At 53.7% G+C, this 25597-nt stretch carries 29 protein-coding genes and 6 tRNA genes; 27 read left to right on the top strand and 8 right to left on the bottom strand.

Features of this window, described 5'->3' with window-relative positions:
* Positions 1-8: 8 nt before the first annotated feature.
* From mnmC to ACJJI0_RS08510, 4 genes are all read right to left on the bottom strand, one after another.
* Positions 9-1988 (bottom strand): bifunctional tRNA (5-methylaminomethyl-2-thiouridine)(34)-methyltransferase MnmC2/FAD-dependent 5-carboxymethylaminomethyl-2-thiouridine(34) oxidoreductase MnmC1, encoded by a 1980-nt coding sequence (mnmC, locus tag ACJJI0_RS08525; RefSeq protein ID WP_444885511.1) that lies wholly within the window; start codon positions 1986-1988, stop codon positions 9-11.
* Between the two features lie 13 nt (positions 1989-2001).
* Complete coding sequence (fldB, locus tag ACJJI0_RS08520) at positions 2002-2541, bottom strand: flavodoxin FldB (RefSeq protein ID WP_444885510.1); 540 nt, start codon at positions 2539-2541, stop codon at positions 2002-2004.
* Positions 2542-2553: 12 nt separating this feature from the next.
* Entirely contained in the window at positions 2554-3027 is a 474-nt protein-coding gene (trmL, locus tag ACJJI0_RS08515; RefSeq protein ID WP_444885509.1) for a tRNA (uridine(34)/cytosine(34)/5-carboxymethylaminomethyluridine(34)-2'-O)-methyltransferase TrmL, read from the bottom strand.
* Positions 3028-3121: 94 nt separating this feature from the next.
* On the bottom strand, positions 3122-3652 hold the full coding sequence (locus tag ACJJI0_RS08510) for a glycine cleavage system transcriptional repressor (RefSeq protein ID WP_252085273.1): 531 nt from the start codon (positions 3650-3652) through the stop codon (positions 3122-3124).
* A gap of 130 nt (positions 3653-3782) precedes the next feature.
* On the opposite strand from ACJJI0_RS08510, the gene ACJJI0_RS08505 reads away from it, so the two are divergent.
* The 4 genes from ACJJI0_RS08505 to ACJJI0_RS08490 all read left to right on the top strand — a co-directional run bounded on the left by ACJJI0_RS08505 (position 3783) and on the right by ACJJI0_RS08490 (position 5854).
* The gene (locus tag ACJJI0_RS08505) at positions 3783-4082 is read left to right on the top strand and encodes an MTH1187 family thiamine-binding protein (RefSeq protein WP_444885508.1); all 300 of its coding nucleotides are present in this window, start codon (positions 3783-3785) and stop codon (positions 4080-4082) included.
* A gap of 22 nt (positions 4083-4104) precedes the next feature.
* Positions 4105-4917 carry a class I SAM-dependent methyltransferase gene (locus ACJJI0_RS08500; protein WP_444885507.1) on the top strand — a complete coding sequence of 271 codons (813 nt, stop codon included), beginning with the start codon at positions 4105-4107 and terminating at the stop codon, positions 4915-4917.
* An 81-nt stretch (positions 4918-4998) separates the two neighbouring features.
* Positions 4999-5223, top strand: a complete 225-nt coding sequence (locus tag ACJJI0_RS08495) for a YheU family protein (RefSeq protein ID WP_444885506.1) — start codon at positions 4999-5001, stop codon at positions 5221-5223.
* Complete coding sequence (locus ACJJI0_RS08490) at positions 5216-5854, top strand: alpha/beta family hydrolase (RefSeq protein ID WP_444885505.1); 639 nt, start codon at positions 5216-5218, stop codon at positions 5852-5854. The genes ACJJI0_RS08495 and ACJJI0_RS08490 overlap by 8 nt, the downstream gene beginning before the upstream one ends.
* Here ACJJI0_RS08490 and ACJJI0_RS08485 read toward each other — a convergent pair.
* Positions 5829-6116 (bottom strand): antibiotic biosynthesis monooxygenase family protein, encoded by a 288-nt coding sequence (locus ACJJI0_RS08485; protein ID WP_252085278.1) that lies wholly within the window; start codon positions 6114-6116, stop codon positions 5829-5831. The genes ACJJI0_RS08490 and ACJJI0_RS08485 overlap by 26 nt on opposite strands.
* Positions 6117-6229: 113 nt before the next feature.
* Between ACJJI0_RS08485 and tusA the strand changes: the two genes are divergently transcribed.
* Positions 6230-6460 carry a sulfurtransferase TusA gene (tusA, locus tag ACJJI0_RS08480; RefSeq protein WP_444885504.1) on the top strand — a complete coding sequence of 77 codons (231 nt, stop codon included), beginning with the start codon at positions 6230-6232 and terminating at the stop codon, positions 6458-6460.
* 89 nt (positions 6461-6549) lie between these two features.
* On the opposite strand, the gene ACJJI0_RS08475 is transcribed toward tusA, so the two are convergent.
* Positions 6550-7236, bottom strand: coding sequence for a hypothetical protein (locus tag ACJJI0_RS08475; RefSeq protein WP_252085280.1), 687 nt, complete (start codon positions 7234-7236; stop codon positions 6550-6552).
* Between the two features lie 292 nt (positions 7237-7528).
* Here ACJJI0_RS08475 and ACJJI0_RS08470 point away from each other — a divergent pair, with 292 nt between their 5' ends.
* From ACJJI0_RS08470 to ACJJI0_RS08450, 5 genes are read left to right on the top strand one after another with little or no spacing between them, the layout of a single operon-like run.
* On the top strand, positions 7529-8125 hold the full coding sequence (locus ACJJI0_RS08470; RefSeq protein WP_444885503.1) for an elongation factor P hydroxylase: 597 nt from the start codon (positions 7529-7531) through the stop codon (positions 8123-8125).
* Complete coding sequence (locus tag ACJJI0_RS08465) at positions 8122-9015, top strand: 5'-3' exonuclease (RefSeq protein WP_444885502.1); 894 nt, start codon at positions 8122-8124, stop codon at positions 9013-9015. Before ACJJI0_RS08470 ends, ACJJI0_RS08465 begins: the two co-directional genes overlap by 4 nt.
* A complete protein-coding gene (locus ACJJI0_RS08460) occupies positions 9012-10163 on the top strand; it encodes a 4-phosphoerythronate dehydrogenase (RefSeq protein ID WP_444885501.1) in 1152 nt (383 codons plus the stop codon). Before ACJJI0_RS08465 ends, ACJJI0_RS08460 begins: the two co-directional genes overlap by 4 nt.
* Positions 10154-11317: an ATP-NAD kinase family protein gene (locus ACJJI0_RS08455; protein WP_444885500.1), complete on the top strand. Its 1164-nt coding sequence runs from the start codon at positions 10154-10156 to the stop codon at positions 11315-11317. Before ACJJI0_RS08460 ends, ACJJI0_RS08455 begins: the two co-directional genes overlap by 10 nt.
* On the top strand, positions 11318-12256 hold the full coding sequence (locus tag ACJJI0_RS08450; RefSeq protein WP_444885499.1) for a class I SAM-dependent methyltransferase: 939 nt from the start codon (positions 11318-11320) through the stop codon (positions 12254-12256).
* Positions 12257-12292: 36 nt separating this feature from the next.
* Here the strand turns inward: ACJJI0_RS08450 and ACJJI0_RS08445 are convergent, their stop codons facing one another.
* Together ACJJI0_RS08445 and ACJJI0_RS08440 are read right to left on the bottom strand one after the other, a co-directional pair.
* A complete protein-coding gene (locus ACJJI0_RS08445) occupies positions 12293-12694 on the bottom strand; it encodes a hypothetical protein (protein WP_444885498.1) in 402 nt (133 codons plus the stop codon).
* Positions 12694-13908: a pyridoxal phosphate-dependent aminotransferase gene (locus ACJJI0_RS08440; RefSeq protein ID WP_444885497.1), complete on the bottom strand. Its 1215-nt coding sequence runs from the start codon at positions 13906-13908 to the stop codon at positions 12694-12696. The genes ACJJI0_RS08445 and ACJJI0_RS08440 overlap by 1 nt, the downstream gene beginning before the upstream one ends.
* A gap of 126 nt (positions 13909-14034) precedes the next feature.
* Here ACJJI0_RS08440 and msrB point away from each other — a divergent pair, with 126 nt between their 5' ends.
* The 17 genes from msrB to cyoD all read left to right on the top strand — a co-directional run bounded on the left by msrB (position 14035) and on the right by cyoD (position 25585).
* Positions 14035-14457, top strand: coding sequence for a peptide-methionine (R)-S-oxide reductase MsrB (gene msrB / locus ACJJI0_RS08435; protein ID WP_444885496.1), 423 nt, complete (start codon positions 14035-14037; stop codon positions 14455-14457).
* Positions 14454-15230, top strand: a complete 777-nt coding sequence (locus ACJJI0_RS08430) for a DUF1499 domain-containing protein (protein ID WP_444885495.1) — start codon at positions 14454-14456, stop codon at positions 15228-15230. The genes msrB and ACJJI0_RS08430 overlap by 4 nt, the downstream gene beginning before the upstream one ends.
* A gap of 161 nt (positions 15231-15391) precedes the next feature.
* Positions 15392-15467: transfer RNA gene (locus ACJJI0_RS08425), tRNA-Glu, on the top strand.
* Between the two features lies 1 nt (position 15468).
* Positions 15469-15544: transfer RNA gene (locus tag ACJJI0_RS08420), tRNA-Gly, on the top strand.
* 118 nt (positions 15545-15662) lie between these two features.
* Positions 15663-15738, top strand: a tRNA-Glu gene (locus ACJJI0_RS08415).
* 34 nt (positions 15739-15772) lie between these two features.
* Positions 15773-15848: transfer RNA gene (locus ACJJI0_RS08410), tRNA-Gly, on the top strand.
* Positions 15849-15962: 114 nt separating this feature from the next.
* Positions 15963-16038 (top strand) — tRNA-Glu (locus ACJJI0_RS08405).
* Positions 16039-16077: 39 nt separating this feature from the next.
* Positions 16078-16153: transfer RNA gene (locus ACJJI0_RS08400), tRNA-Gly, on the top strand.
* 200 nt (positions 16154-16353) lie between these two features.
* Positions 16354-17289: an ABC transporter ATP-binding protein gene (locus ACJJI0_RS08395; protein WP_252085290.1), complete on the top strand. Its 936-nt coding sequence runs from the start codon at positions 16354-16356 to the stop codon at positions 17287-17289.
* On the top strand, positions 17286-18059 hold the full coding sequence (locus tag ACJJI0_RS08390; protein ID WP_252085291.1) for an ABC transporter permease: 774 nt from the start codon (positions 17286-17288) through the stop codon (positions 18057-18059). The genes ACJJI0_RS08395 and ACJJI0_RS08390 overlap by 4 nt, the downstream gene beginning before the upstream one ends.
* A gap of 8 nt (positions 18060-18067) precedes the next feature.
* Positions 18068-18898, top strand: coding sequence for an NADPH-dependent 7-cyano-7-deazaguanine reductase QueF (gene queF / locus ACJJI0_RS08385; protein ID WP_444885494.1), 831 nt, complete (start codon positions 18068-18070; stop codon positions 18896-18898).
* 292 nt (positions 18899-19190) lie between these two features.
* Entirely contained in the window at positions 19191-20753 is a 1563-nt protein-coding gene (locus tag ACJJI0_RS08380) for a DcaP family trimeric outer membrane transporter (protein ID WP_444885493.1), read from the top strand.
* Between the two features lie 85 nt (positions 20754-20838).
* Entirely contained in the window at positions 20839-21315 is a 477-nt protein-coding gene (locus tag ACJJI0_RS08375) for a hypothetical protein (protein WP_444885492.1), read from the top strand.
* A 376-nt stretch (positions 21316-21691) separates the two neighbouring features.
* Positions 21692-22567, top strand: coding sequence for a ubiquinol oxidase subunit II (locus ACJJI0_RS08370; protein WP_444885491.1), 876 nt, complete (start codon positions 21692-21694; stop codon positions 22565-22567).
* Entirely contained in the window at positions 22564-24639 is a 2076-nt protein-coding gene (locus tag ACJJI0_RS08365) for a cbb3-type cytochrome c oxidase subunit I (RefSeq protein WP_444885490.1), read from the top strand. Before ACJJI0_RS08370 ends, ACJJI0_RS08365 begins: the two co-directional genes overlap by 4 nt.
* A 6-nt stretch (positions 24640-24645) precedes the next feature.
* Complete coding sequence (locus ACJJI0_RS08360) at positions 24646-25272, top strand: cytochrome c oxidase subunit 3 (RefSeq protein ID WP_444885489.1); 627 nt, start codon at positions 24646-24648, stop codon at positions 25270-25272.
* Entirely contained in the window at positions 25265-25585 is a 321-nt protein-coding gene (gene cyoD, locus ACJJI0_RS08355) for a cytochrome o ubiquinol oxidase subunit IV (protein ID WP_252085298.1), read from the top strand. Before ACJJI0_RS08360 ends, cyoD begins: the two co-directional genes overlap by 8 nt.
* Positions 25586-25597 lie beyond the last annotated feature (12 nt).

Below are 25597 nucleotides of genomic sequence, written 5' to 3'. Positions count from 1 at the left end.
CCACTCGACTAGCGATTTTTACCCAGGTTGCGGATGGCAAAGCGCGCTGGATGCAGGGCTTTCGCCAGATCTGCGCTAACAGGTAGAGGCCCGCCCATAATCCAGCTGGCGAGTACTTCGGCGGTTAGCGGTGCGTAGGTAAAACCGCGGGAGCCCAGGCCGCCCATTACATAGAGTCCCGCCTGATAATCTGAGTGCTCGGGGATGAATAATTTGCGGTTTTTACGCAAACTTGCGTAAGTGTTGTCCATGGATGCCCAGTCGGGAATTGGTCCGGCAACTGGCAAGTAATCCGGTGTAGCGGCGCGCAGTGCGGCGCGGCCATTGAAATCCTGGCTGGAGAATTCCTCGGCAAAGTGTGGCAGCAGTTCTGCCAGTGTCTGCAGGTTCTCCTTGTGTTCACTTTCACGTAACTCTGTGGCGGTTTCCTTGAGCTTGAAGGTGGCGCCGAAGCTTTGGCGCCCCTCGTGGGCCGGAGTGATATAGCCTTCACCACAGAGGGCAATTTTTAATTTTGCGGAGGTCTCTGTGGCGCGCACTCGGGAGACCTGGCCGCGTATTGGCCGCAGGGGCAGTGCTGCAGCCGGTGCAAAGCTGCGGATATCATTGGCCCCACAGAGAATGACCGCTTCAGTTTCTATTTCTTTGTCTTCGATACGCAGGAACCACTTGCCATATTGGCGCGTCAGTGTTTCTACTGTACTGCCCTGATATCGAGTGATGTTTCGGTGTTCCAGTAGCGCAGCACATACCTTTTGGGGTTCCAGCCAGCCTGCATTGGGGAAGTAGAGCCCGTCAAAAGGAAGATCTACGCCGGCGAGCTGACAGGCCTCCTCACGAGTAACTATTCTGGCCAGGTTTTGCCCTTGGTGTTCTGCCAGGCTAGCGGCGATCTGTTCCTGTAGCAGCTTTTCCCTATCACTCTGAGCCAGTTGCAAGAGGCCGTTAAAATGTGCGAGCTGCGGGCATTGTTGCTTGTAATATCGCTGGGCGAACATCAGGGCATGCAGGTTGAAGTCTCCATTTGGGCCCGGTTTGGGGGAGAGCTTGCCGTAGAGTATGCCCTGGTCGTTGCCGGAGCCGCCGCTGCCGGGGGTAGGTCCGCGCTCAATAATTTGTACTTGTACACCGCGCTCTGCGAGTGCTCTGGCAATGGTGGCGCCGGAAATACCGCCACCGATCACTGTGGCAGATTGCGGATGCTGTGCTTCGGTGCTGGGTAGGTGCCAGGGGGTGCTGTGCTGCTGGCAGTCGTGTAACTGCTCCAGGGTGCCGCACAGCATTTCCCGCTTGCTGCCAAACCCCGCTACTTTGCGCAGGGCGAAGCCCGCCTCTCGCAGTCCACGCTTAACCAGCCCTGCGCAGGTAAAGGTGGCGAAGGTAGCACCGGGGCAGCTCAGGTGGGACATATTGGTGAACAGCTCTTCTGTCCACATGTCCGGGTTCTTGGCCGGCGCAAAACCATCCAGGAACCAGGCGTCGATGTAGCGATCGCGATTCTCTTGATGTAAGCGCAGGCTATCCAAAGCCCGGCTGGCCTCCCCAATAATCAGAGTTAGTTTTACTGGGCCGAACTGTAGGCGGTGAATACCTTCGGCTAATAATGGTGGGTAGGCTTCAATCAGTGGCTGGGAGTAGGTCTGCAGTTGTGGCCACAGTGCTAGGGCACGCTGCAAATCCTGGGGGTGCAGGGGGAATTTCTCCACACTAATAAAGTGCAGCTGTGCACTTTTTGGAGCGGTTTTCTGCCATAGCTCCCAGGCGGCGAGAAAGTTTAAGCCGGTGCCAAAGCCGGTTTCGCCGATAGTAAAAGTGGCATTCTCGCGCAGGGTCTCCCAGCGTTCCGCCAGGGCATTTTGTTGCAGGAATACGTAGCGAGTTTCCTCCAGACCGGAAGCTGTGGAGAAATAGATATCGTCATAGGCGAGGGACAGGGGTTGACCGTCTTTGCGCCATTGGATCTCCGCGTGTTTGCCGGATTTGCTCACTTCACTACTATCCTTAGGCTCCGTCCTTAAGGCCGAATTCATGCATTACCTGGTCACACCAGCGGCCAATACGCTCTTCACTGAGGTCAAATTCATTCTCTTCATCGAGGGCGAGGCCGACAAATTGGCTGCCATCTTCGGTCAGTCCTTTGGATTCCTCAAATTCATAGCCTTCGGCAGGCCAGTAACCTACCGCGCGGGCGCCGCAGGCGAGCAGTTGGGCATGCAAATAGCCCAGGGCATCCTGGAACCACTGTGGATAGCCTTCTTGGTCCCCGAGCCCAAACAGAGCAAAAGTCTTACCGCTCAGATCGAGCTCGGCCAGGTCGTCCCAGATATTCTCCCAGTCTTCCTGGAGTTCACCGTAATCCCAGGTGGGAATGCCAAATAGGAGGAAGTCGTAGCTTTCGGCCAGGGCAATATCCGCTTCGGCTACGTTGTGTAGGTCGATCCACTGGGGGCCAATGTATTGGCGGATTTTTTCTGCAGCCATTTCGGTGTAGCAGGTGCTGGAACCGTAAAACAGGCCTATGGGAGCTTGGGAGCTTGGCATAACAAAAAATTCTTACTGCTGGTCTATGGCGCCGTTGAAGTCGAGCTGTCGCCAGGCTTCATAGATCACAATGGCGGCGGCGTTGGACAGGTTGATACTGCGGCTCTCGGCGCGCATAGGAATACGCAGGGTGTTCTCTGGACCCACCATTTGTAGAAACTCCGCCGACAGGCCGCGAGTTTCGGGGCCAAACACAATCGCATCGCCGTCTTGGTACTCCACTGATGTATGGCTGTGGCTGCCTTTAGTGGACAGGGCCAACACCCGCGAAGGTTTCTCACTATCGACAAAAGCCTGCCAGTCTGGGTGTCGAACCACGCGGCTGTATTCACTGTAATCAAGCCCGGCGCGGCGCAGGCGTTTGTCGTCCATATCGAAGCCAAGGGGTTCGATTAGGTGTAGCTCGGCGCCAGTATTGGCGCAAAGTCGAATAATATTGCCTGTGTTCGGGGCAATTTCCGGTTGGAATAGAACAATTTTGAACATTACTTGGCGGATGCCCTGGAGCGGTACTTTCTAGCTTGAATGATTTGAGCCGGGCGGTGGGCCCGGCTCCGCATGGCAGCGGATTATTCCACAATTAGAGGGGAGTGGCGATCTCCTCGCAGTCGATCTCCACCCCCAGCTCATTGGCGATCTGGTCGAGTTCGTCGCGCAGGCCATCGAGATCCATATCTTCATCCACATTGATCTTGCACTCGGCAGTAAACAGAGGCTCGCCACTCCACGGAGTACTACTGTAAGTAGTTTCCAACTGATCCATATTGATATGGTGGGCGCTGAGTGCGCGGGATATTTCCCGCACAATACCGGGGCGGTCGTTGCCTACCAGCTTCAATGTCAGTGTCTGTTGAGGCTTAGTGGAAACGGCGATCGCGTCTTCAACGATCAGGTTATAGCCATCCTGGGCGAGGCTAGTGAGAGCGACTTTTAAGCCTTGGGTTTTGTCACCGGGAACAGCAACGCGCAATATACCGGCAAATTTTCCGGCAAAATGGGCCATATGGCTGTCTTCCCAGTTGCCACCGTTATCCGCAATGACTGCAGAAAGCTTTTCCACAACACCGGGCTTATCGTTGCAGATCATGGAGATAACGAGATGCTGTTGCATATAGTGTTCCTTTGCTTCAGTGGAGACGTATCATTTGCATTGTAATAGGATCTCGTCGGATAACTCTATCGTCCAATCTCAAAGCCATTTTTCTTTTCCCGGTAACAGGTAACTTAGCGAGGGACTGTCAATGAAGGTCATTGCCGATTTGTGCGTGATACCCATGGGTGTGGGGGTGTCTGTCAGTAGGTATGTTGCGGAGTGTGAAAAAGTACTGGCGGAAGTCGGACTGACACACCATCTACATGCCTATGGCACCAACATAGAAGGGGACTGGGATACGGTGATGGCTGCGGTAAAAACCTGCCATGAGCGAGTACACGCGATGGGCGCCGATCGCATCACTACCAGTCTGAAATTGGGAACCCGTATAGACCGGGACCAGTCATTACAAGATAAGATCGACAGTGTGCGATCGAAGCTGGATTAACGATAACAACACAGGAACGATTATGACGATCAATATCAAGAAATCTCTGCTCGCTATGGCCGGCGCTCTGGCCCTGGCTGGTGGCGCCCAGGCTGCCGACTTGAATTCTGTCATTCAGGGGGATCACCGCAGCAAAGAGTACGTTGCGCGAGACCAGTACCGTAACCCGGCAGAAACCCTGGAATTTTTGGGCATTAAGCCAGATATGACGGTAGTGGAGGTTACTCCTGGCGGTGGCTGGTACACCGAAATCCTAGGGCCCTACCTGGGCAAGAAGGGCAAGCTCTATGCAGCGCACTTCCCCGAGGATAGCGAGTCCTCTTACTATCAACGTTCTTTGAAAAGCTTTAAAGACAAGCTAGCTGCCGACAAGAAGGCCTATAAGAATGTCGTAGTGACCGAGTTTTCACCGCAAACCGGCCGTGAGATAGCCCCAGCAGGCAGTGCCGATGCGGTGGTGACTTTCCGCAACGTACACAACTGGATGTACCGCGGTTATGAAGATAAGGCTTTTGCCAGCTTTTACAGCGCTCTGAAACCCGGCGGTGTTCTCGGTGTGGTTGAGCATCGCGCCAAGCCTGGTACCAGTAAAGAGGATATGGTCAAGAGCGGTTATGTGACTCAGGAGTATGTTATCGAAGCAGCCAGGAAGGCTGGTTTTGAGTTGGAAGAGAGCAGTGAGGTCAACGCCAACCCGAAAGATAGCGCCAAGCACCCGAAAGGTGTCTGGACTTTGCCACCCTCTCTCCGCTTGGGCGATGAGGACAAAGACAAGTACCTGGCCATCGGCGAGAGCGACCGCATGACTCTACGCTTCCGCAAGCCAAAATCCTAAGTTTTAACAACCATTTACCAATACAGGTAAACACCGGGAGCGGCGTTCGTCGCTCCCATCTCACCCGGATAAGAAAGTTGTATGATCATTCCCTTTGCGCAGTTGGATGCCAACACTTTGCAGAACCTATTGGAAGAGTATGCTACCCGTGAGGGCACCGAGTATGGTGAGTGCGAGGTGGAACTACCGGAGAAGGTGGCTAGCCTGCGCCGTCAGTTGCAGTCCGGTGACGTGGTAATTTGGTTCGATCCCGGAGAGGAGACCGTCAATCTGGTGCTGGCCGAGGATCTGCCTACCGATGTCTGAATACCTTATTGATGTGCCCCAAGCACCTCAAGCGCGCTTTCTGTTTGCCCATGGTGCCGGTGCGCCCATGGACAGTCAATTTATGCAGACGTTGGCCACTGGGTTGTGTGAGCAGGGTATCGAAGTGGTGCGTTTCGAGTTTCCCTATATGGCCCAGCGCCGCAGCGGAGGTGGCAAGCGGCCGCCTAACACTATGTCGCAGTTACAGGAGAACTTTAACGCCCAGATTCAGCAGTTTGCCGGTGATTTACCCCTGTTTATTGGGGGCAAGTCGATGGGAGGGCGGGTAGCGAGCCTCCTGGCCAATGACAGCTATGCGCAGGGGGTGGTTGCCGGACTTATCTGCCTGGGGTATCCATTTCACCCCCAGGGCAAGCCGGAGAAGCTCCGCACTGGGCACCTGCTAGATTTTGCCTGCCCCACTTTGATTGTGCAGGGAGATCGCGATCCACTTGGCAGCCTTGCAGAGGTGAATACTTATGGATTGGCAGAGGCTATTGAGATTGAGTGGCTGGCCGATGGTGACCACGATTTTAAGCCCCGTCGCGCGAGTGGATTTACCCAAGCCCAACACTGGCAGACTGCGGTTTATAAAGTGGCGGGATTTATGCGGCGGTTTCCAGGATCGTGACGCGCTCTTCCCCCACTAGCAGTGGGGCCAACTGGGCCATTTGGGCGCGTCGCTCCTCGCTGGTGTACCAGTGTTGCCAATGCAGTTCTGACTGCCATTTAGACAGGGTAAAGCGGCGCAATGGATTGCCCTTTTCGATATAGGTCTGCCCCTCGATAAAACCGACGGTGCGGTAGGCACAGGTAAGGACTCTTCGTGCGGCCTCCTCGTAGCTGCTTTGCATTTCGGCGGCAATTTCTCGCTCTATCAATACATAGATCATCATCTCCCCACAATGCGATAGGGCCTAAATGGATTTTAGCGCGGCTGTCAGCGGAAGAGTCGGCAGCCAGTTTCTAGATGACGAAGTGCGCTAAATTGCGCACAATAAATACTATGAAGTTTGATCACACCCTCGATGCCCGCGGCCTGTTGTGCCCGGAACCCGTAATGATGCTGCACTCAGCGGTGAGAAATGTTGCCGATGGGGAAGTATTGAAAATGATGGCCACCGATCCCTCGACGCAGCGGGATGTGCCCAAGTTCTGCCAGTTTCTCGGCTATGAACTGGTGCAGCACGCAGAGGAGAACGACGAGTTCGTGTATTGGATCAAGAAAGCGGAATAATTGGTCAGATAGCGCCCCGGTCCCGCTTCGACGGCACCGGGGGCACACTCCCGAATAAGTTTTGTACTGACTCTTTGGCCTGTTAACTCTTATGGCGCCGTTACTAGAGCGGCGATCGCGGCTAGTGCCTCAGGGTCCTCAGATTTGATTTTGTTGGCGATATGATGTTGGAAGAAGTAGCGAAAGCCTTCACTCTCCTGTGCTGGGTATAGGCAGTGATCTCCCGGTAGTACCGGAGTGGTCTCAACGACATCGTGATCGATCAGCATACCGTGAATAACGCCGTCGGCGTGCAGCCTCCAGCTGATGACCTCGATCAGTGTCAGGTTCTCCCTGTCCTTATCCATAAACACCGCATGGGTGCCGATGGTATCGGGAATCTCCTGCAGAACTTCCTCGGGTTTGCTGCTCTCAAACTCAAAGTATTCCGCCGCAGTCTCCAACTCGACGACTTTGTGGATTGGGGGATGGTGGAAGATGTCTTCAATACCGGGATCGTAGTAGCCTTCGAAGCGTCCGTCCAAAGGGTCCTTGATATCTGGACAGGCCACTATGGTGTTTAACCAGGGAACGAGGCCAACGACCTCGCCATTCGCTTTAAGCCCCCAGCAGAGTATTTTTAAGCTGTATAGGTCTGTACCGCTGGAGTTGTTGGAGTAGAGCATTTCCAAGCCGTCTAGCTCCGGCGAAAGGCGAATAAAGCGCCTGTCCGCAGAAGTTTCGATCGGCTCGCCGGTGAAGAGGTCAACCACATTGTTGATGCTGTGGTCTGTCATGGAACACCTCCTGGCAGGGCCGGTTATATACCGTCTCCGATCAGATCAAGGTGCGACTGCCAAGGCCCTATCTCTGAAAGAAGACCGGGGCAGGAGGGTATTTGACTGCATTAGACCCCTCCTCGGGGAATACGCTGAAAAGGCAGGTGTTCAGCGGCCTCCCTGTGAGTAAAGGTATATGTTGATTTCCGGAAATACAACCGGCCCGCTTACGCCTGCAGAAGCGGCGCGGCTTTGATCGAGGCGCTCCCGTTGATATAGTCCCCGCCTTTGCGGTATCCCGGAGAATATCTTGCCCGTCACTCACTTAGAAATGGCTCCAGTTTCTAATACTCCCCTAGCAGCCAGATCCACTGCCGAGCGTATTGTGGCGGTCTTCAATCGCTGTTTTTCCAGTCCAGAAGGGCTAAATACCCGACTTTGCGGTGGTTTTTCCGAACCTTACTATCGGCCCGCCGGGGGCCAGCAGGGCCATCATCAGGTCGAGTTCACTCTCGACTATGCGGCCAGCGCACTGCACGAGGTGGCCCATTGGTGTGTGGCCGGTGAGGCCCGCCGGCAGTTGCCCGACTATGGCTATTGGTATGCTCCAGATGGGCGCAGTGCCGAGCAACAAGCAGAATTCGAGTTGGTGGAGGTCAAACCCCAGGCGCTGGAGTGGATTTTCGCCCGTGCCTGTGACCTCCGCTTCCGTGTCAGTGCGGACAACTTGGAGAGTGGCCTTGGTCCCAGCACCAGTTTCAAAGAGGCTATTTGGCGCCAGGTTCAGCGCTATTGTGCGGAGGGGCCCAATGAGCGGGCGCGTACTTTCGCTCTTGCGCTCGCAGGGGTGTTTACTCAGCCAGATCCATTGAGCGGCGATATCTATCAGCTGCGGGAGCTGTCGTGAGTAGTTTTCTGGTCGACTCTTCTGTCTATATCTTTCGCTACTACTTCGCCTTGCCTCCCAACTGGCAGAGTCGCAGTGGTTACGACACAGAAGCGGTCTACGGCTTCACCAACTTCCTGCTGGATCTTTTGGCGAGAAATCCACGTCACATCGCCTGCGCTTTCGATGAATCTCTCGGTAGTTGCTTCCGCAATACGCTTTACCCGGACTATAAATGCAGTCGCGCATTGCCAGATGAAGCCCTGGCCTTTCAGCTGGCGGCCTGCCGGGAGATGGCGGAAGCCCTGGGTATCGCCAGTTTCTCCAGTGAGCATTATGAGGCGGACGATATTCTCGCCAGCTTGACGCGAAAACTGCGCAATCATGCCCCAATCATTGTGAGTCGGGATAAAGATTTGGGGCAGTTACTGGCTCGTGGAGCCTCCAGTCTTTGGGATTTTGCCGCAAACCAGCATATGGACAGCGCGGCCATTGAGCAGAAGTTTGGTGTAAAACCCGCGCAGATTGCCGACTACCTGGCGCTGGTGGGTGATAGCAGTGACGATATTCCCGGAGTACCCGGCATTGGTGCCAAGACTGCGGCGCGATTACTTGGCGAGTTTGATGATGTCGAAGCGCTGTTGGCACAGCAAGAGAGAGTGACAACACTGCCCATTCGGGGTGCAAAAGGGCTCGCCCAGCGGCTGGGGGAATATTCCGACCAGCTGCGCTTGGCAAAACGCCTCGCAAGCCTGGTGGAGGATATCCCCCTTGGCATTAAGGTGAGTGATTTGCGTCCGCAACCTGTGGATGTTGAATTGGCCACGGCTCTGGCCAAGGAGTTCGGGATCGGCGGGCTGGCAGGAAAAATGGAGCGCACACTGGTGAGCGCTGAAGGAGAATCTACATGAGTGAAAGCCACGCACAGGGCGTTGGCCTCAAGATTGTTGCCGATGAGAATATACCGGCACTGGAGCAATATTTTGGCGATCTGGGTACGCTGGTACGCTATCCGGGCCGCACACTGACGCGCGAGCAATTGATTGATGCCGATATCCTACTGGTGCGCTCCGTCACACGAGTGAATCAGAGTCTGCTGGAAGGCACACCGGTACGTTTCGTGGGCAGCTGTACCATTGGCACCGATCATCTGGATACCGATTGGATGGAGCGCAATGGTATTTACTGGAGCGCCGCGCCGGGCTGCAATGCCAACTCCGTGGTTGAATATGTATTTTGTACTTTGGCCGCCCTGGAGGTGGACTGGCGTGGGCGCAGCTTTGGCATTGTCGGTTGTGGCAATGTGGGAGGGCTGCTGCAGAAGCGCTTGCATGCCCTGGGTGCGAGCTGTGCTGTCTACGACCCCTGGCTGCCAGATAACCCCGACTTTGCCCCCCTTGAGCAAGTACTGAGTCAGGACATTGTGTGCCTGCACGCCCCCCTGGTTAAAGATGGGCCCTTCCCCAGTTTGCATATGATCGGTGCTGAGCATTTGGCACAGATTCGCGACGGCGCTGTTTTGATTAGTGCCGGTCGCGGTGCGGTGGTGGACAATCGCGCGTTATTACAGGAGTTACAGCGGGCAAAGCGTTTTAAGACGGTGCTGGATGTCTGGGAGGGAGAGCCGGGAATCAGCACTGAACTGTTGGAATTGGTGGACCTGGGTAGCCCGCATATTGCCGGGTACAGCCTGGATGGCAAGCTCACAGGCACCCGTATAATTCGCGAGGCGCTCTCCAATGCGCTGGATCTGGCCCAGCCAGAAAACATTGGCGCCACCTGCGATACGCAAGCTGAAGCCTCTAGAAGGCAACTTGAGCCGGTGATTAGTGGGGCGGCGCCAATAGCGAATTTGTTATTGCAAATGTACGACCCACGCGAAGATGATGCGCGCCTGCGCGAAGCGGCTCGAGGGATAGAACCTATGGCCAAGGCTTTCGACCGCCTGCGCCGTGAATATCCCGAGCGTTTGGAGTTTTCCCATTACCGCGCCGCAGCGCAGGCCCTGGGTAAAAAAGAGAGAGAAGAGTTGGCAGTACTGGGGCTCATGTGCGATTAGAAAAACAAGTTAAGAAACTGGGTTTGATTATCAATCCTTGGGCCGGTGTTGGCGGCCCAGCGGGGCTTAAGGGCAGCGATGGAGCCGAGACAGTGGCGCAGGCCCTGGCGGCTGGTATTGAGCCGCAATCCCACAAGCGCGCCGCGATTGCCCTGGAGGCCTTGCTACCGTTTCGGCAGCAGCTGGAGTTTTTGTGTTTTGCCGGTGATATGGGGGCGGATACGGCTAGTGCACTGGGCTTTGCCGTGCGTGAGGTGGGTGCAGCCGAGTCCACCCCATCAAACCCCGAGGACACCGAGAGAGCGGCAATGGCGATCCGCGACGCCGGTGCCGACCTGATCGTCTTTATTGGCGGTGACGGCACTGCGCGCAATATGACCAACGTCCTGGGTGATCACTTTCCAGTACTGGGTATTCCCGCCGGTGTCAAAATGCACTCCGCTTGTTTCGCGATTTCCCCCAAGGCCGGTGGAGAAGTTTTGCGTAAATTACTGGCCGGTGAGCTGGTGGATTTGTGTGAGCGCGAGGTGCGTGATATCGATGAAAATAGCTTCCGACAGGGGCGGGTGAGCACTCGCCACTACGGCGAGCTGCTGGTGCCCCAGGAGGGCTACTTCCTGCAGGCAGTAAAGAACGCCGGGCGCGAGGTGGAAGAGCTGGCTGTGGCGGATATCGCCGCGGAGATTGTCGAGGAACTAGAGCCGGATACCTTGTATATCGTCGGTCCCGGTTCAACTACCTTAGCTGTCTTGAGTGAATTGGGGTGTGACGGCACCCTGCTGGGGGTGGACCTGCTCTGTGATGGCGCCCTCTTGCAAAAAGATGTGAGCGCGCCGCAGATTGAGGCAGCGATTGCCGCACACAAGAGTGTGAAAAAAAATGGTCAGGTAAAAATTATTCTCACTGCCATCGGAGGCCAGGGCCATCTGGTCGGCCGCGGTAACCAGCAATTCTCCCCCAGAGTCCTAAGCCAAGTGGGTCGTGAAAACCTGGTGGTTGTCGCCACCAAAACCAAAATAACCGAACTCGGCGGGCGCCCCCTGTTAGTGGATAGTGGTGACCCCGAACTGGATCGGCAGTGGAGCGGCTTTATCCGTGTGGTAACCGGCTACCGCGATGCGATCCTCTACCCCCTAAGCAATGGAGAAGTCTGAGTGTCTACCGATTGGCAAGTGTTGCTGCAGCAAGTAGAGCCCAAGTTAGTTCAGGGCGGCGGTGACAGCCGGCGTTTGTTTCACGGGCGTGGTCGCTGTTTTACAGGCCTGGAGCAGGTTTGTGTCGATAGTTTTTCCCCTGCATTACTGGTTACTTTTTTTGAGGAGTACGAGGGGGAAGGGGAGTTGTGCGAGAAGCTCTGGCAGATGGCCGAATCATACGGTTATCAGGGGGTGGCCGCGCAGCGTCGCTATCTCCCCGGTGCACCATTGGAGTGGTTGTGTGGCGAATCGGTGGCCGCACCAGTGGCACAGCGCAACGGTCTGCAGTTTCCGCTGACCTTTGATCGTCAGAATGTTGGCTTCTTTCTGGATATCGAACCCGGCCGCGCCTGGCTTGAAGCGCAGGTGCGGGAGCGCTCGGAGCGCGAATCGGTGAAGATGCTGAATTTGTTCGCGTTTACCTGTGCTTTTTCTGCCGTGGCTCGAGCCGCTGGGGATATTGAGATCGTCAATGTGGATGTGAATCGGGGCGTTTTGAATCGCGGCCGAGAAAACCACGAGGTGAATGGCCTGTCCCTGCGGGGCATTCAATTTTTACAATTCGATGCGCTGCGCCAGTTCAAGCGCTTCGATCGCCGGGGGCCCTTTGATCTCGCTATCGTAGACCCACCCACACGCCAGAAAGGCCGCTTCGATGTGAGTCACAACTACGAAAAACTGCTGCAACAACTGCCTGCCTGCCTCGCGGATGAGGCAGACCTGCTGATGGTGATCAACTCCCCGCGCCACAGCGAAGCGCACTTTCGCGAGTTGATACTCGGTGCCGATAGCGGCTATGAAGTGGTAGAGCGGCTAGCGCAAAACCCGGATTTCCCCGATCGGGACCCGGATGCCGCCCTAAAAATGCTGCACGTTAAATATCGTCGTCAGAGTTAGCGATACTAAATAGCGGTGATGCCCAAACCACTCTATTTACAGTGCGGCAAACTCCCGCATCAGGCGCTCCACCAGCGCCTGTAACTTTGCAGAGGAACTATCGCGCACGGCGCTGTTGAGCAGCTGTGCGTTACTCTGGCCAGAATTTTCTTCCTTGTTGATTAACAGCAGAAATCCCCGGTGGCTCAGTACCACTTCCTCCGCAGCTTCCTGGCGCACCAGCTGGGAGAAGTGAATGTAACCGCTCTGTTTTAACCAGCTGAGGGCACCCAGGCACGCCAGGTGCCGTGGTGAGTGCAGGCCGAATTCGTCGGGGGTGTCTGGCCCGGCAATGTCCTCTACGTAAATGGTGGAGGGCAGGGGGAACTGGCCAAACAGTGCCAGCAGAATTCTGCCGGCATCGCGATAAAAGTCATGGATATGTAAATCGTCCAACATCAGCGGGTATATCGCTCCAAAAAGTAACCCAACCGCTCAATTGCGTGGGAAAGGTCGTCGGCGCGGGGCAGAAAGACAATACGCAGGTGATCGGGCGCGTCCCAATGGAAAGCGCTGCCCTGTACCAACAGGATTTTTTCCTGGCGCAGGAATTCCAATACCAGCTGTTCATCACTATCGATTTTGTGGTGGTCCAGGTGCAGCCTGGGGAACAGGTAGATGGCACCACTAGGTTTGACACAGCTGACACCGGGAATGTCGTTGAGCATGCGGTAGGCCAGATCGCGTTGCTGGCGCAAGCGGCCGCCGGGCAGTATCAAGTCGTTAATACTCTGATAGCCCCCCAGTGCGGTTTGCACGGCATACATGGCCGGTACATTGCCGCACAGGCGCATAGAGGCGAGTATTTCCATCCCTTCAATAAAGCCTTTGGCGCGATGCTTGATCCCGCTGATGATCATCCACCCGGAGCGGAAGCCGGCCAAGCGGTACGATTTGGACAAGCCATTGAAGCTCAGGCAGAGCACATCCGGGGCCAGTTTGGCCATGGGGGTGAACTCCGCGTCGTCATAAAGGATCTTGCTATAGATTTCATCGGCAAAAATCACCAGATTGTGGCTGCGCGCCACCTCTACAATCTCTTCCAGCAAAGCCTTGGGATAAATAGCCCCGGTGGGGTTGTTGGGGTTGATCACGACAATGCCGCGGGTGCGAGGCGTGATTTTTGCTTTTATGTCCTCAATATCGGGCAGCCAGCCGGATTCCTCGTCACAGCGGTAGAGTACCGGGTTGGCACCAGCGAGATTGGTAGCAGCCATCCATAGGGGGTAGTTGGGCATGGGCAGCAGCAGCTCATCGCCATTGTTGAGCAGTGCCTGGGTGGCCATGGAGATTAACTCGGAGACACCGTTGCCCAGATAGATGTCATCAATTTCAACTCCCTGGATACCCAGGGTCTGGCACTCCTGCATAATAGCTTTGCGCGCGGCGAATAGTCCCTTGGACTCCACATAGCCCTGGGCCTGGGAGAGATTGTGGATGACATCCTGGATGATTTCATCGGGGGCGTTAAAGCCGAAGGGGGCGGGGTTGCCGATATTCAGCTTGAGGATACGGTGGCCTTCCTCCTCCATGCGATGGGCTTGCTCCATCACCGGGCCGCGAATCTCATAGCAGACGCCGTGCAGTTTTTCAGATTTATGGATGTCCTTCATGTTGGTGCGGCAGCCCTGTAGCTTGGCAGGAGCAGCCTCAGCCGCGAGCGAGCTGCGCGATAGGCGGGATGTCCACTGGCGGCGGTTACCGCTCCTGCGAGAACGATTAAAACGGAACGAGACAGTATGGCAAAAGCAAAAGACGATAACTACTGGCGAGATCAGCTGACAGATGAGGAGTTTGAGGTCTGTCGCAAAGGGGGGACAGAAGCGCCATTTAGCGGGGAATATTGGGATGTTTTTGACAAAGGTCTCTACCGCTGCCGCTGTTGTGGCGAGGTTTTGTTTGATGCGGGAGCAAAATTCCAGAGCTACTGTGGCTGGCCCAGCTTCGATGAGGAATTTAGCGTGGGGATTATTCGAGAGCTAGCCGATAATAGTTTTGGTATGGAACGTATCGAGATTCGCTGCAGTCAATGCGACAGTCATCTAGGGCATGTGTTCGATGATGGGCCTACTGAAACCGGCCTTCGATACTGTGTTAATTCCTTGTCGGTGAGGCTGGATCAGGAGTTCAACGAAGAAGACGGCGAAGAGGAGGGCAAGTGAGGAGAGTACACTGGAGTCGCTGGCTACTCAGGGTGCAGTGGGGGCTACTCGGGATTATTGTGCTCGCAGGCTTGGCACTGCGGTTCGGATTGCTGCGCTTCGAATTGGTCTTCATGATATTTACCTACGCGGGTGGGGCGGCACTGATTGTCGCACTGGTGAGTTTACTGGTGTTTGTCTGGGGGTCGCGCAATCATAGGCCTCAGGCGCGCAGCAATGCCCTCTGGGCTGCGTTGCTGGGACTGCTGCCAGTAGCTGTGCCCCTCATTACGGTGGGCAAAGATAATTTCAATGCGCCAAAAATCCACGATATCACTACCGATACCCGCAACCCCCCGGCATACCAAGCAGTCCTCGACTTGCGTAAGCCTTGGGACAATAGTGCCGCATACGGCGGCGAGCCTGTGGCGAGCCAGCAGCGTGAAACCGATATCTATTCCGACATCTATCCACTGCATGTCCATATGTCTGTAGCCCGCACCACTGAGCTGGCGGCGGAGGTTGCCAAGAAACTGGGCTGGAAGATTGTGTCTTACGAACCAGAGAAGGGGCATATCGAGGCAACCGACCGAACCCTGTTGTTAGGCTTTACCGACGACATAGTGGTGCGAGTACGGCCGGAAGATGATGGTGGCTCGCGGGTGGACGTGCGTTCCAGTTCCCGTGTGGGAGTCAGTGACCTAGGGGCCAACGCAAAGCGTATTCGTGAGTTTATTGAGGAGCTGCACCTGCGTGTACTCAGCGAGCAGTACGGAGAGCCCTCTGACGCCTAAATTATCTTCCCGCAACCGGCAGTGTTAGGTAAGTATCTGACAATAAAAGAAAAAAAATTCAATTCGGGTGTTGACAGTATCCCGAACGGTACATAGAATGCGCCCCACTTCTGACGCAGAGCTACACTTTAAAACGCAGCGAAACGACAGAAGGTTTCTGGGTCCCCATCGTCTAGAGGCCTAGGACACCGCCCTTTCACGGCGGTAACAGGGGTTCGACTCCCCTTGGGGATGCCACGCGGGAATAGCTCAGTTGGTAGAGCGCAACCTTGCCAAGGTTGAGGTCGCCGGTTCGAACCCGGTTTCCCGCTCCAAGTTTCCGCTTTGCGAGATGATCTCTAGTCAGCTCACAAAGCACGCCACCGAGAAATCAGTGGCATTGCCATGGACAGCATGGCAGCACCGGACCGTAAGGTCGAAGTGCAAGTTTCTGTCCCCATCGTCTAGAGGCCTAGGACACCGCCCTTTCACGGCGGTAACAGGGGTTCGACTCCCCTTGGGGATGCCAATACGACCCGGTAGCAATGCTACCGGGTCAAATTGCGGGAATAGCTCAGTTGGTAGAGCGCAACCTTGCCAAGGTTGAGGTCGCCGGTTCGAACCCGGTTTCCCGCTCCAATTTTATTTTTGGATGGATCTTTGGCCCCATTCAAAAGTAAAGTCACCGCGAGGTGGCAAAGCCATGGACAGCGTGGCAGCACGGGACCGAAGAGGTTGTAGTGCAAAGTTTCTGTCCCCATCGTCTAGAGGCCTAGGACACCGCCCTTTCACGGCGGTAACAGGGGTTCGACTCCCCTTGGGGATGCCAATACGGCCCGGCAGCAATGCTGCCGGGCCAACACAAAACGCGGGAATAGCTCAGTTGGTAGAGCGCAACCTTGCCAAGGTTGAGGTCGCCGGTTCGAACCCGGTTTCCCGCTCCAAAATAAAAAAGCCGCTCAATCGAGCGGCTTTTTTATTTTCCGATATATTGCTTCTAAGTTTATTACTTGCACTGGTATTGCCGGAGTGCGACTGTGCGCCTGGAATTCCGCCTCCGCGGCTTTGGGCTTCCCTGTGTTTCCGCCGGTTGAAATTATTCGGGCAAGCACGTTGAATGGCGCCTTCAGCATAGGAATTCACAATGACCGCCGCGCTATCTATCCATAACCTGCAAAAAACCTACGAAGGCGGCTTCCAGGCCCTGAAAGGGATCAGCTTCGAAGTGCAGCCGGGGGACTTCTTTGCTCTGCTGGGCCCCAATGGTGCAGGTAAGTCCACTACTATTGGCATTATCTGCTCATTGGTGCGCAAGACTGCCGGTAGCGTGTCGATTTTTGGTGTCGATATCGACAGTGATTTTGCCGCTGCCAAGCGTCTTTTAGGCGTGGTGCCGCAGGAGTTCAATTTCAGTCAGTTTGAAAAAGTCTTCGATATTGTGGCTACTCAGGGGGGATTCTATGGAATGCCGCGCAAGTTGGCAGAGGAGCGCACAGAGCAATATCTGAAGCAGTTGGGACTTTGGGACAAGCGACACACCCAGGCGCGTATGCTGTCTGGGGGGATGAAGCGCCGCCTGATGATTGCACGGGCGCTGATTCACGAGCCAAAACTACTGATTCTGGATGAGCCTACTGCTGGGGTGGATATCGAGCTGCGTCGCTCCATGTGGAGCTTCCTGGAGGAAATTAACGCTCGGGGTACCACCATTATTCTCACTACCCATTACCTGGAGGAGGCGGAGAGCCTGTGCCGCAATATCGCCATTATCGATAAGGGTGTTATCGTTGAGAATACCTCTATCAAGTCCCTGCTGAAGACTCTCAACCGCGAGACATTTATTCTCGACTGCAGCGAATACCTAAGTAAGGCACCGGAGCTTACGGGGTTTAAATGCTGCCTGTTGGATAATCATTCCCTGGAAATCACTGTAGAAAAAGGGCAGTCACTGACAGAGGTCTTTGTCGAGCTCAAGGCCCAGGGCGTTACTGTGACCAGTATGCGCAACCGTGCCAACCGCCTGGAAGAATTGTTTATTTCCATGTTGTCCGAGGAAAAAGAAGAGGGGTTGGATTCGTGAGCGGTAAGTTGACCTGGATATCCTTCAGCACCATTTTCCGCCGGGAGGTGCGCCGCTTTATGCGCATCTGGCCACAGACCCTAGTGCCGCCGGTGATCACCATGACGTTGTACTTTGTGATTTTCGGCTCTCTTATTGGCAGCCGTATCGGGGAAATGGGCGGATACCCTTATATGGAGTTTGTGGTGCCTGGGCTGATTATGATGTCAGTGATCACCAACTCCTATGGCAATGTCGTGTCCTCTTTTTACAGTGCTAAGTTTCAGCGTAGCGTTGAGGAGCTGTTGGTCTCGCCTACGCCAAATTGGGCGGTGATGGCTGGCTATGTACTGGGCGGTGTGGCGCGTGGCTTGGTTGTAGGCCTGATTGTCACTCTAGTAGCGATGTTTTTTACTTCTCTCAGAGTCGAACACCTGGGAGTCACCATCGCTATTGTGTTTCTTACATCGGCGCTATTCTCTCTGGCGGGTTTTATCAATGCGATTTATGCCAACAGCTTTGACGCCATATCGATTATTCCCACTTTTGTTTTGACCCCGCTTACCTATCTGGGTGGTGTTTTCTACTCCATCGATCTGTTGTCGCCCTTTTGGCAAGGATTGTCGAAATTGAACCCGATTCTCTATATGGTGAACTCCTTTCGCTATGGAATCCTGGGTGTTTCCGACATTAATGTGGCCTGGGCATTTGTTGGGGTCTTGGTTTTTATTGCGCTTCTCGCCAGCTGGGGACTTTACCTGATGAGTCACGGCAAGCGATTGAGGCACTGAGGTTGAGTATGAGTAGAGAAGATTGGCAGAACCTCCCGCTGGGTCGGGAAACCGTTTACGAATCCAGCTATAACCCAGAGCTACTGCACCCGATTCAGCGATCCATTTCCCGAGCCCAACTGGGGCTGTCCGTTGGCGCCCTGCCATTTTTTGGGGAAGATGAGTGGTGGGGATTTGAGCTCTCCTGGCTCAATATCAGGGGCAAACCCCAAGTGGCGGTGGCGCGCTTCAGCTTTCCCGCGGAAAGCCCTTGTATGGTGGAGTCCAAGTCCTTCAAATTGTACTTAAACTCCTTTAACCAAAGCCGCTTCGATTCCTGGCAGCTGGTTCAGGATACCCTGGTGCGGGATCTAAGCGCTGCGGTGGGTATGGCTGTGGAAGTGACCCTGCTGGCGGTGGAAGATATCTCCCTGGATGTGCAGAGGCCGCAAGGGTTCTGTCTCGACCAGCTGGATATTGCCGTAGAGCAATACCAGCCGGACTCGACACTGCTGGCGCTGGAAGAGAGTGGTGTGGAGGTTACTGAAACTCTCTACAGCCACTTGCTGCGCAGTAATTGCCCGGTTACCGGCCAGCCGGATTGGGCGACGGTAATGGTGGAATACAAGGGGCCGATGCTGCAGCGCGAAGCGCTATTGGCTTATATTATTTCCTTCCGTGAGCACCAGGATTTTCACGAACACTGTGTGGAGCGGATTTTTTGCGATCTGCAAAACCTTGCGGACTTTTCCGAGTTAACAGTTTGTGCCCGCTATACCCGCAGGGGAGGGCTGGATATCAACCCGCTGCGCTCCACCCGCATTGAAAAGCCTCTACCGCCGCGCTTCGCCCGTCAGTAAATTATTGCTAATACTGGTGATATTGGTCTCAGGTATTTCTGTGGCCAATATCGTCAAATCCCACAGCATCAAAACACTCCTGCCTTAAATCTTGTGTCACAAGTGGCGCTGTTCCCTCTTGGGCTAAGCTTTCCTGGATAGCTTTTTGGGTGCAGGTGTATTGGATGTAGCCTATCGATGGGCCTGTACAGTTACATTAGTGGCTATTCACTTTTCTTGGCTCGATAAAAAGTAAATAAGCTGCAATTGGTGTATCGCCAATGATTTACACAGATCCATAGGCCCCCTAGATATGGAAATCCAAACACAGTCTCCAGCGCTACCCGCTGTGCTTGTGGTTTTCATCCAAATTATTTCCTCCACTCCCGCCAATGCCCAGGTTTATGTTGAAGCCGATCAATTGATGAAGGTGATCGAGGCGCAGCAGCGCCAACTCGAGGCACAGGAAGCGCAAATCCGGCAGCAAAAGGCTGATCTAGAGGCTTTGCGGCAACAGGTGGAGGAGCTGCGCAGGGCGAGGTCCCCAGAAAATTCCCCGGCTGCGCCAGTTCCGGCAGTACCAATGCCGTCAGTTCCTCCATCGAGAGAATACAGTGAGCCTGTGGATGGCGTTGCGCTCGATGATTTGCGCGATCAATTAGAGCTCATACGCAAAGATATCCCGCCTGGCTCCCTACCGCCCCCTCGGGCCAGGGGAGACCCAAAGCATCCGGAACAGACGGATATCGAAGAAATCATTTCCAGTGTACCGACCGACTGGCCGGGGTCTATCCCTGTGCTCGGCAGTCGCACTCGAATAAAAATTAATGGCTTCGCCGAGCTGGATGCTAACTATGACACCGGCGCCATTGTCAGCCCGGCTGAGTTCACGACCAGTGCTATTGTCACCAGCAATAGAACCGCAGCGGAGGGTGAGGATGGTCAGACCAATGTTTCCGTTCAGGTATCGAGACTAGTGCTCAAGTCAAGAACGCCCTGGGGCGGTCGTTTAATCGAAAATGAATTTTCTATGGATTTCCTTCGCGATCCGACAGTCAGTGAGCCTTTGCTGCGTCTGCGCAAAGCATACGGCCAGGTCAGTGATATTTTGCTGGGCGGAGATTTACGGCTGGGCCTCGACTGGTCCACGTTCAGTAATTTAACCGCCTCACCAAACACCCTGGATTACGAAGGCCCCAACTCACTGTTAGCGCTCATGCGTCCGGTTGCACGTTGGAGCCGTAAATATGATCCAACTCTCACCCTGCAGGTCTCCCTAGATGGGCCAACTGATCGGGTTTTTCAGAATGCACTGGAAGTGTCTCGCTGGCCGGACTTTGTGGTAGCGGTTATTTCCCAAACAGACCGCATTAACTTTCAGGGCAGTTTTATCCTGCGGGACCTGCGTGGCAGTGGGGAACCACAGTCTGCTGTTTCGGATACCGGATGGGGTATCAATTTAAGTGGCGTGATTGATATGCCCGGTAGGCTTGCGCCGGATTTTGCCTCCTACTCCTTTAGCTATGGCTATGGCTATGGAAGCCTTCTGGATGATGAGCCCCCCGACGCGAGTTATGACTTCGTCAATAATCGGCTGGAGGCGATTCCAACTCTCGGTTGGTATTTGGCTTATCAACACTGGTGGAGCCCGTGCCTCTATACCGTGGCAACCTATGGGCTGGTGCATCAGGACAATCTGGACTTCCAGCCGGGCTCCTCATTTTATCAAACCCAATACAGCAGTATTAATCTGACCTGGACCCCGACGCCGCATTGGCTGTTTGGCGTTGAGGCCCTTTATGGAACCAGGGAGGACAAAGATGGAGCCTATGGTTCAGTCTGGCGGACCCAGTTCACCAGCCGCATCTCGTTCTAGTGGTTTCAAATGTGCGATATCAATAATGTTGCGCTTTATTTTGTTATGCGTTTTTTTAACCTCCTGTAATTCACCGAGAACAGTGGTGACTGACACTTGGCATTCGCCGCTGGTTGCAGAGCGCTCGCTGGGAAAAACTTTGGTCCTGGCCTTTACCTTGGTTCCTCGCCCAATAGTTGGTATCTATGTGGAGAGTATTTGGGTGGAGCAGTTGGGCCGCTATGGCGTGAATGCCCTCTCATGGAGTGATTTTGCGGCCGATGGCAAGGTTCCCACGATGGGGGAGCTGGCTGATGTCCTGGCTGAATATCAATTTGACACGCTATTGGTGACACAGTTGATCAGCTTTAAACAACTGAACAGGAATGTTTCCAACTCTCAAGTGGCCATTGTCGAAACCCGTTTATATTTTGCACCATCGGAAGAGGTGTATTGGTCCCTGGAATCTGAAAGTTTCCTGGCGAACTATATGATGGGGGAAATTCGCCGTCCCAGGGAGGGAGATGCCCTGGAATATGTGGAAACAGTTATTCAACAAATGATGAAGGATGGTGTTTTCTAGGCGCTGATGCCATCGTTTCATGGAGTTGGTCACCACAAACCATTTCCTACTGCGGAGTAGGTGAAGTTAAAACATAATTTGTTCAGCTATTCTGGTGAGAAGAGCCGTACGGAAGAGTGTGCTGAGCACCTGATGTGGTTTATGTGTACGGTGAATTTTTTGTGGCGGGTAATCTGATAGGAATGCCTGCTGAATCCTAAGGTCGGTAGGCATTGCAATGGATTGGAATACCGTGGCCCCTGTCAGGTTTGTGCAATACTGGGTTCGCTACTGGGGTTGTATTGAGTACCGATCCTTCTGGCTAGTATGCCTTCTTTTCGCATTTCTTTTTCTTTTTTTGATTCCCTCTTCAAGCTCTGCCACTGAAAGTTTTCTGATGCCTTTGGGGCCCGTTGCCCATGAACAGAAAACCCATTTTTTCTGGGCGACAGCACTTACCATGGTAGCGGTGCTGCCCGTGTTTATTCTGGTGCCAGTCATTCTATTTAAGTATCGCCGTAAGAAGGGAAAAGGTATTTATGCGCCCAAGTGGGAGTCTTACGGCCCTTTGGAAGTCGTCATGTGGGGTGTTCCCTTTATGGTGATTTTTGTTCTCTCTTTTATGCTTTGGCGCGCAACCATTGCTCTGGACCCCTATGAGGAAATAGAAGGCGTATTTCCTCCTGTCCAAGTGCAAGTGGTGGGACTGGACTGGAAGTGGTTGTTTATCTACCCAGACTTAAAAATTGCCACAGTAGGTGAACTGGTTGTTCCTGTACACACCCCGGTCTCCATGATTTTAACCAGCGATACCGTGATGCAGTCTTTTTGGATTGCGGCGTTAGCGGGGCAGATCTATGTGATGCCGGGCATGACCACACGACTCAATTTTATTGCAACTAAAAATGGTAAAACCCAGGGTGAAAACACCCAATATACCGGCAAGGGATTTACCGAGCAGAAATTTGATGTATTGATTAAGAGTGAAGAGGATTTTCAGGCCTGGGTGGCACAGGTCCGCGCCAGGGGGGTTGAGCTGGATACTCAGACCTATAATCGCCTGGCTGAAAGAAGTACCCGCAAAGAGATGCAAAAGCAGTTGGCCACGCCTCAAATGCCCAGCAATGCCCTCTATTTTACCATTGCCGATCCCGAGCTGTTTCAAAGCATTGTTATGCGATATCACTCGGGCAAGCCCCTTAGTATGGAAGAGCAACCCGGCACGGTGAAGTTTGGTCAGGGTGAGGATAAAACAGAGGGTGCGCAGCCATGAATATTACCGACTATGGCTGGCTGGGAAAGCTGGGCTGGGATTCTATCGTTTTCAGCAAGCTGTTTACCGATTTTTCGGTAAGTGAAGTGGTGGCCAGTACCGCTGGTGCCATTGTTGTTTTTGCCACCATCGCCATCCTCGCTCTACTGACCTGGTTTCGCGTATGGGGCACTTTATGGTCTGAATGGCTGACCAGCACAGACCATAAAAGAATTGGCATCATGTACATAGTCTTTGCACTGGTGATGATGACCAGAGGACTGCTGGAAGGCATGGTGATGCGGGCACAGCAGGCTGCTGCCCCAGATGGTTTCCTCTACGCAGATCACTTCGCTCAGCTATTTAGCACCCACGGCACTATTATGATTTTCTTTGTTGCCGTGCCTTTTGTTGTGGGTCTGGTCAACTTTGTAATGCCATTACAGATTGGTGCTCGCGATGTTGCTTTCCCAGTACTTAACCAGATTAGCCTGGCGGTCACCGTGTCTTCTGGGATTCTGTTGATGGTCTCGCTGGTGGTGGGGGAATTCTCTACTGGGGGCTGGTCTGCTTACCCGCCTTATACGGGGGCGGACTTTAATCCCGGTGTGGGACCAGACTACTGGGTGTGGGCGATTGTATTTTCCGGGGCCGGTACCACTCTTACGGGGATTAACTTTACCGTCACCATTTTAAAATGCCGTGCTGCGGGCATGAAATTTTTCCGTATGCCCATGTTTTGCTGGACGGTATTGTGTTCCTCCATCCTGATGATTTTTGCTATGCCGCCACTCAGTGTTGCGGCGTTAATGCTCGGTTTCGACCGCTATTTGGATTTTCACTTTTTCACCAATGATCTCGGTGGCAATATGATGAACTATGCCAATTTATTTTGGCTGTTCGGACACCCGGAGGTCTATTTGTTGGTGCTGCCGGCCTACGGTATTTTTTCTGAGGTGTTCTCCACTTACTCCGCCAAGCGCCTATATGGCTACAAGTCACTGGTAATTGCCACCATGTCTATTGCCGTATTGAGTTTTACCGTGTGGCTTCATCACTTCTTTACCATGGGGCAGAGTCCTACCATCAATATTGTATTTGGTATCGCCACCATGCTGATCGCGGTGCCAACCGGGGTCAAAGTCTACGATTGGATGGCGACGATGTATCGCGGGCGAATTCGTTTTACTACTCCGATGATTTACGCCATCGGATTTTTGATTTTATTCGTGATCGGTGGCTTGTCTGGAGTGATTCTGGCGAACCCTACGGTGGATTTCCAAGTACACAATACCCTGTTTTTGGTGGCGCACTTCCATAATGTGCTAATTCCAGGAGTGCTATTTGGTTTGCTGGCCGGATATAACTACTGGTTCCCCAAGGCGTTTGGTTTTCGCCTGGATGAGCGCTTGGGTAAGTGGTCGGCATATCTTTGGGTAGCCGGGTTTATGCTCACTTTCTTTCCCCTTTATGGTGCAGGATTACTGGGGATGCCAAGGCGCTCATTCAGCTATATGGATCTGACTTTCAAACCCTATATGGTGGTGGCTTTTATCGGGGCCATGGTGGTGTTATGCGCATTGATCAGCCTGGTATTGCAGTTGCTGGTCAGTTTACGAGATCGCAAGAAAGATCGTGTTCCTGTGGGGGACCCTTGGGATGGGCGCTCTCTGGAATGGTCGATCCCAGCCCCTGCGCCTTCCTACAATTTTGCGGAACTGCCGAGGGTAACGGACCGGGATGAATTTAATGAGGCTAAGGAGCAGGGGCGTGCTTATTTACCACCAAAAGTCTATCGGGATATAGAGATGCCCAAGAATAACCCTTTGGGATTTATTCTATGCGCTCTGAGCGGCATCCTGATGTTTGCATTGGTCTGGTACATGTGGTGGTTGGCCCTGATTTCTGTTCTGGCCATTATCATTGTGGTAATCGCCTCTACCTTCCGCTGGGACAGTGAGCAAATTATTCCGGCGAGCCAGGTACAGCAGGATACGGAGAAATGGCTGACGCTAGTGAAAAATACCGAACCGGTGGGCAGGGATCTGGAAAATACTCCGCAAAACCATGGCTACGCTAAGTTGGAGCATTAGTTACCGATGAACGGGAATTCATCAGCGCTAAATAAGGGGATGAGAGAGAGCCCTGGAGCCATTCATAAAGACCCTGATATGGTGATCTTTGGATTCTGGGTTTTTATGATGAGCGACCTGATTTTTTTCGGGGTCGTTTTCGCTATCTATATCACCATGATTGGTGCGACCGCAGGCGGCCCTGGTCCCAGGGAGCTATTTGATTTCGGAAGCCTTTTTGCGCAGACCATGTTGCTACTCACCAGCAGTCTCACTGTGGGGATAGCCACTATCACCATGAAGCACCAGCGCAGCCAGGGTAGTTTCCTGTTTTGGGTGGTGGTGACTTTACTGTTGGGGCTGGGCTTCTTAACTCTTGAGTTGCTCGATTTCTCTGAAATGGCAGCCAAGGGAGGGACGCCCCAGCGCAGCGGCTATCTATCAGCCTTCTTTGGTTTGGTGCCCCTACATGGTTTACATGTAAGCTTTGGCTGCCTGTGGATGCTGGTCATGATCGCACAGGTACTTACAGTGGGCATGACTGATTTGGTGAAGTTGCGCTTTTTACGGTTGGCGCTGTTCTGGCATTTCCTGGATTTGATTTGGGTTGGGATTTTCTCAGTAGTTTATTTTGGTGGCTGGGTCTATGGCTGAAAAATCCGGTTTTTCCGCACATTTGCGCACCTATCTTACCGGGTATGTGCTGTCGGTTGTGTTTACGTTGGCTGCATTCTGGGCGGTACTGGCTCTGGGTAAGGAATACAAGAGTGTACTCATACTGGTAGGTTTGCTTGGGGTGGCCCAATTGGCCGTACAACTCAAATGCTTCTTGAATGTGACAACGCAAAAGGAGGGGCGGGATAACCTGGCTCTGATCCTTTTTTCAACGCTGATTTTACTGATTATTGTCTTGGGGACTGCCTGGATCATGGGGAACCTGGCAATGAGAATGCATACCACAATGTGACGGGTCGCTAAG

Source organism: Microbulbifer mixtoriginis (SeqCode) (assembly GCF_052466695.1).
This window is presented reverse-complemented; position numbering and strand designations above follow the sequence as displayed.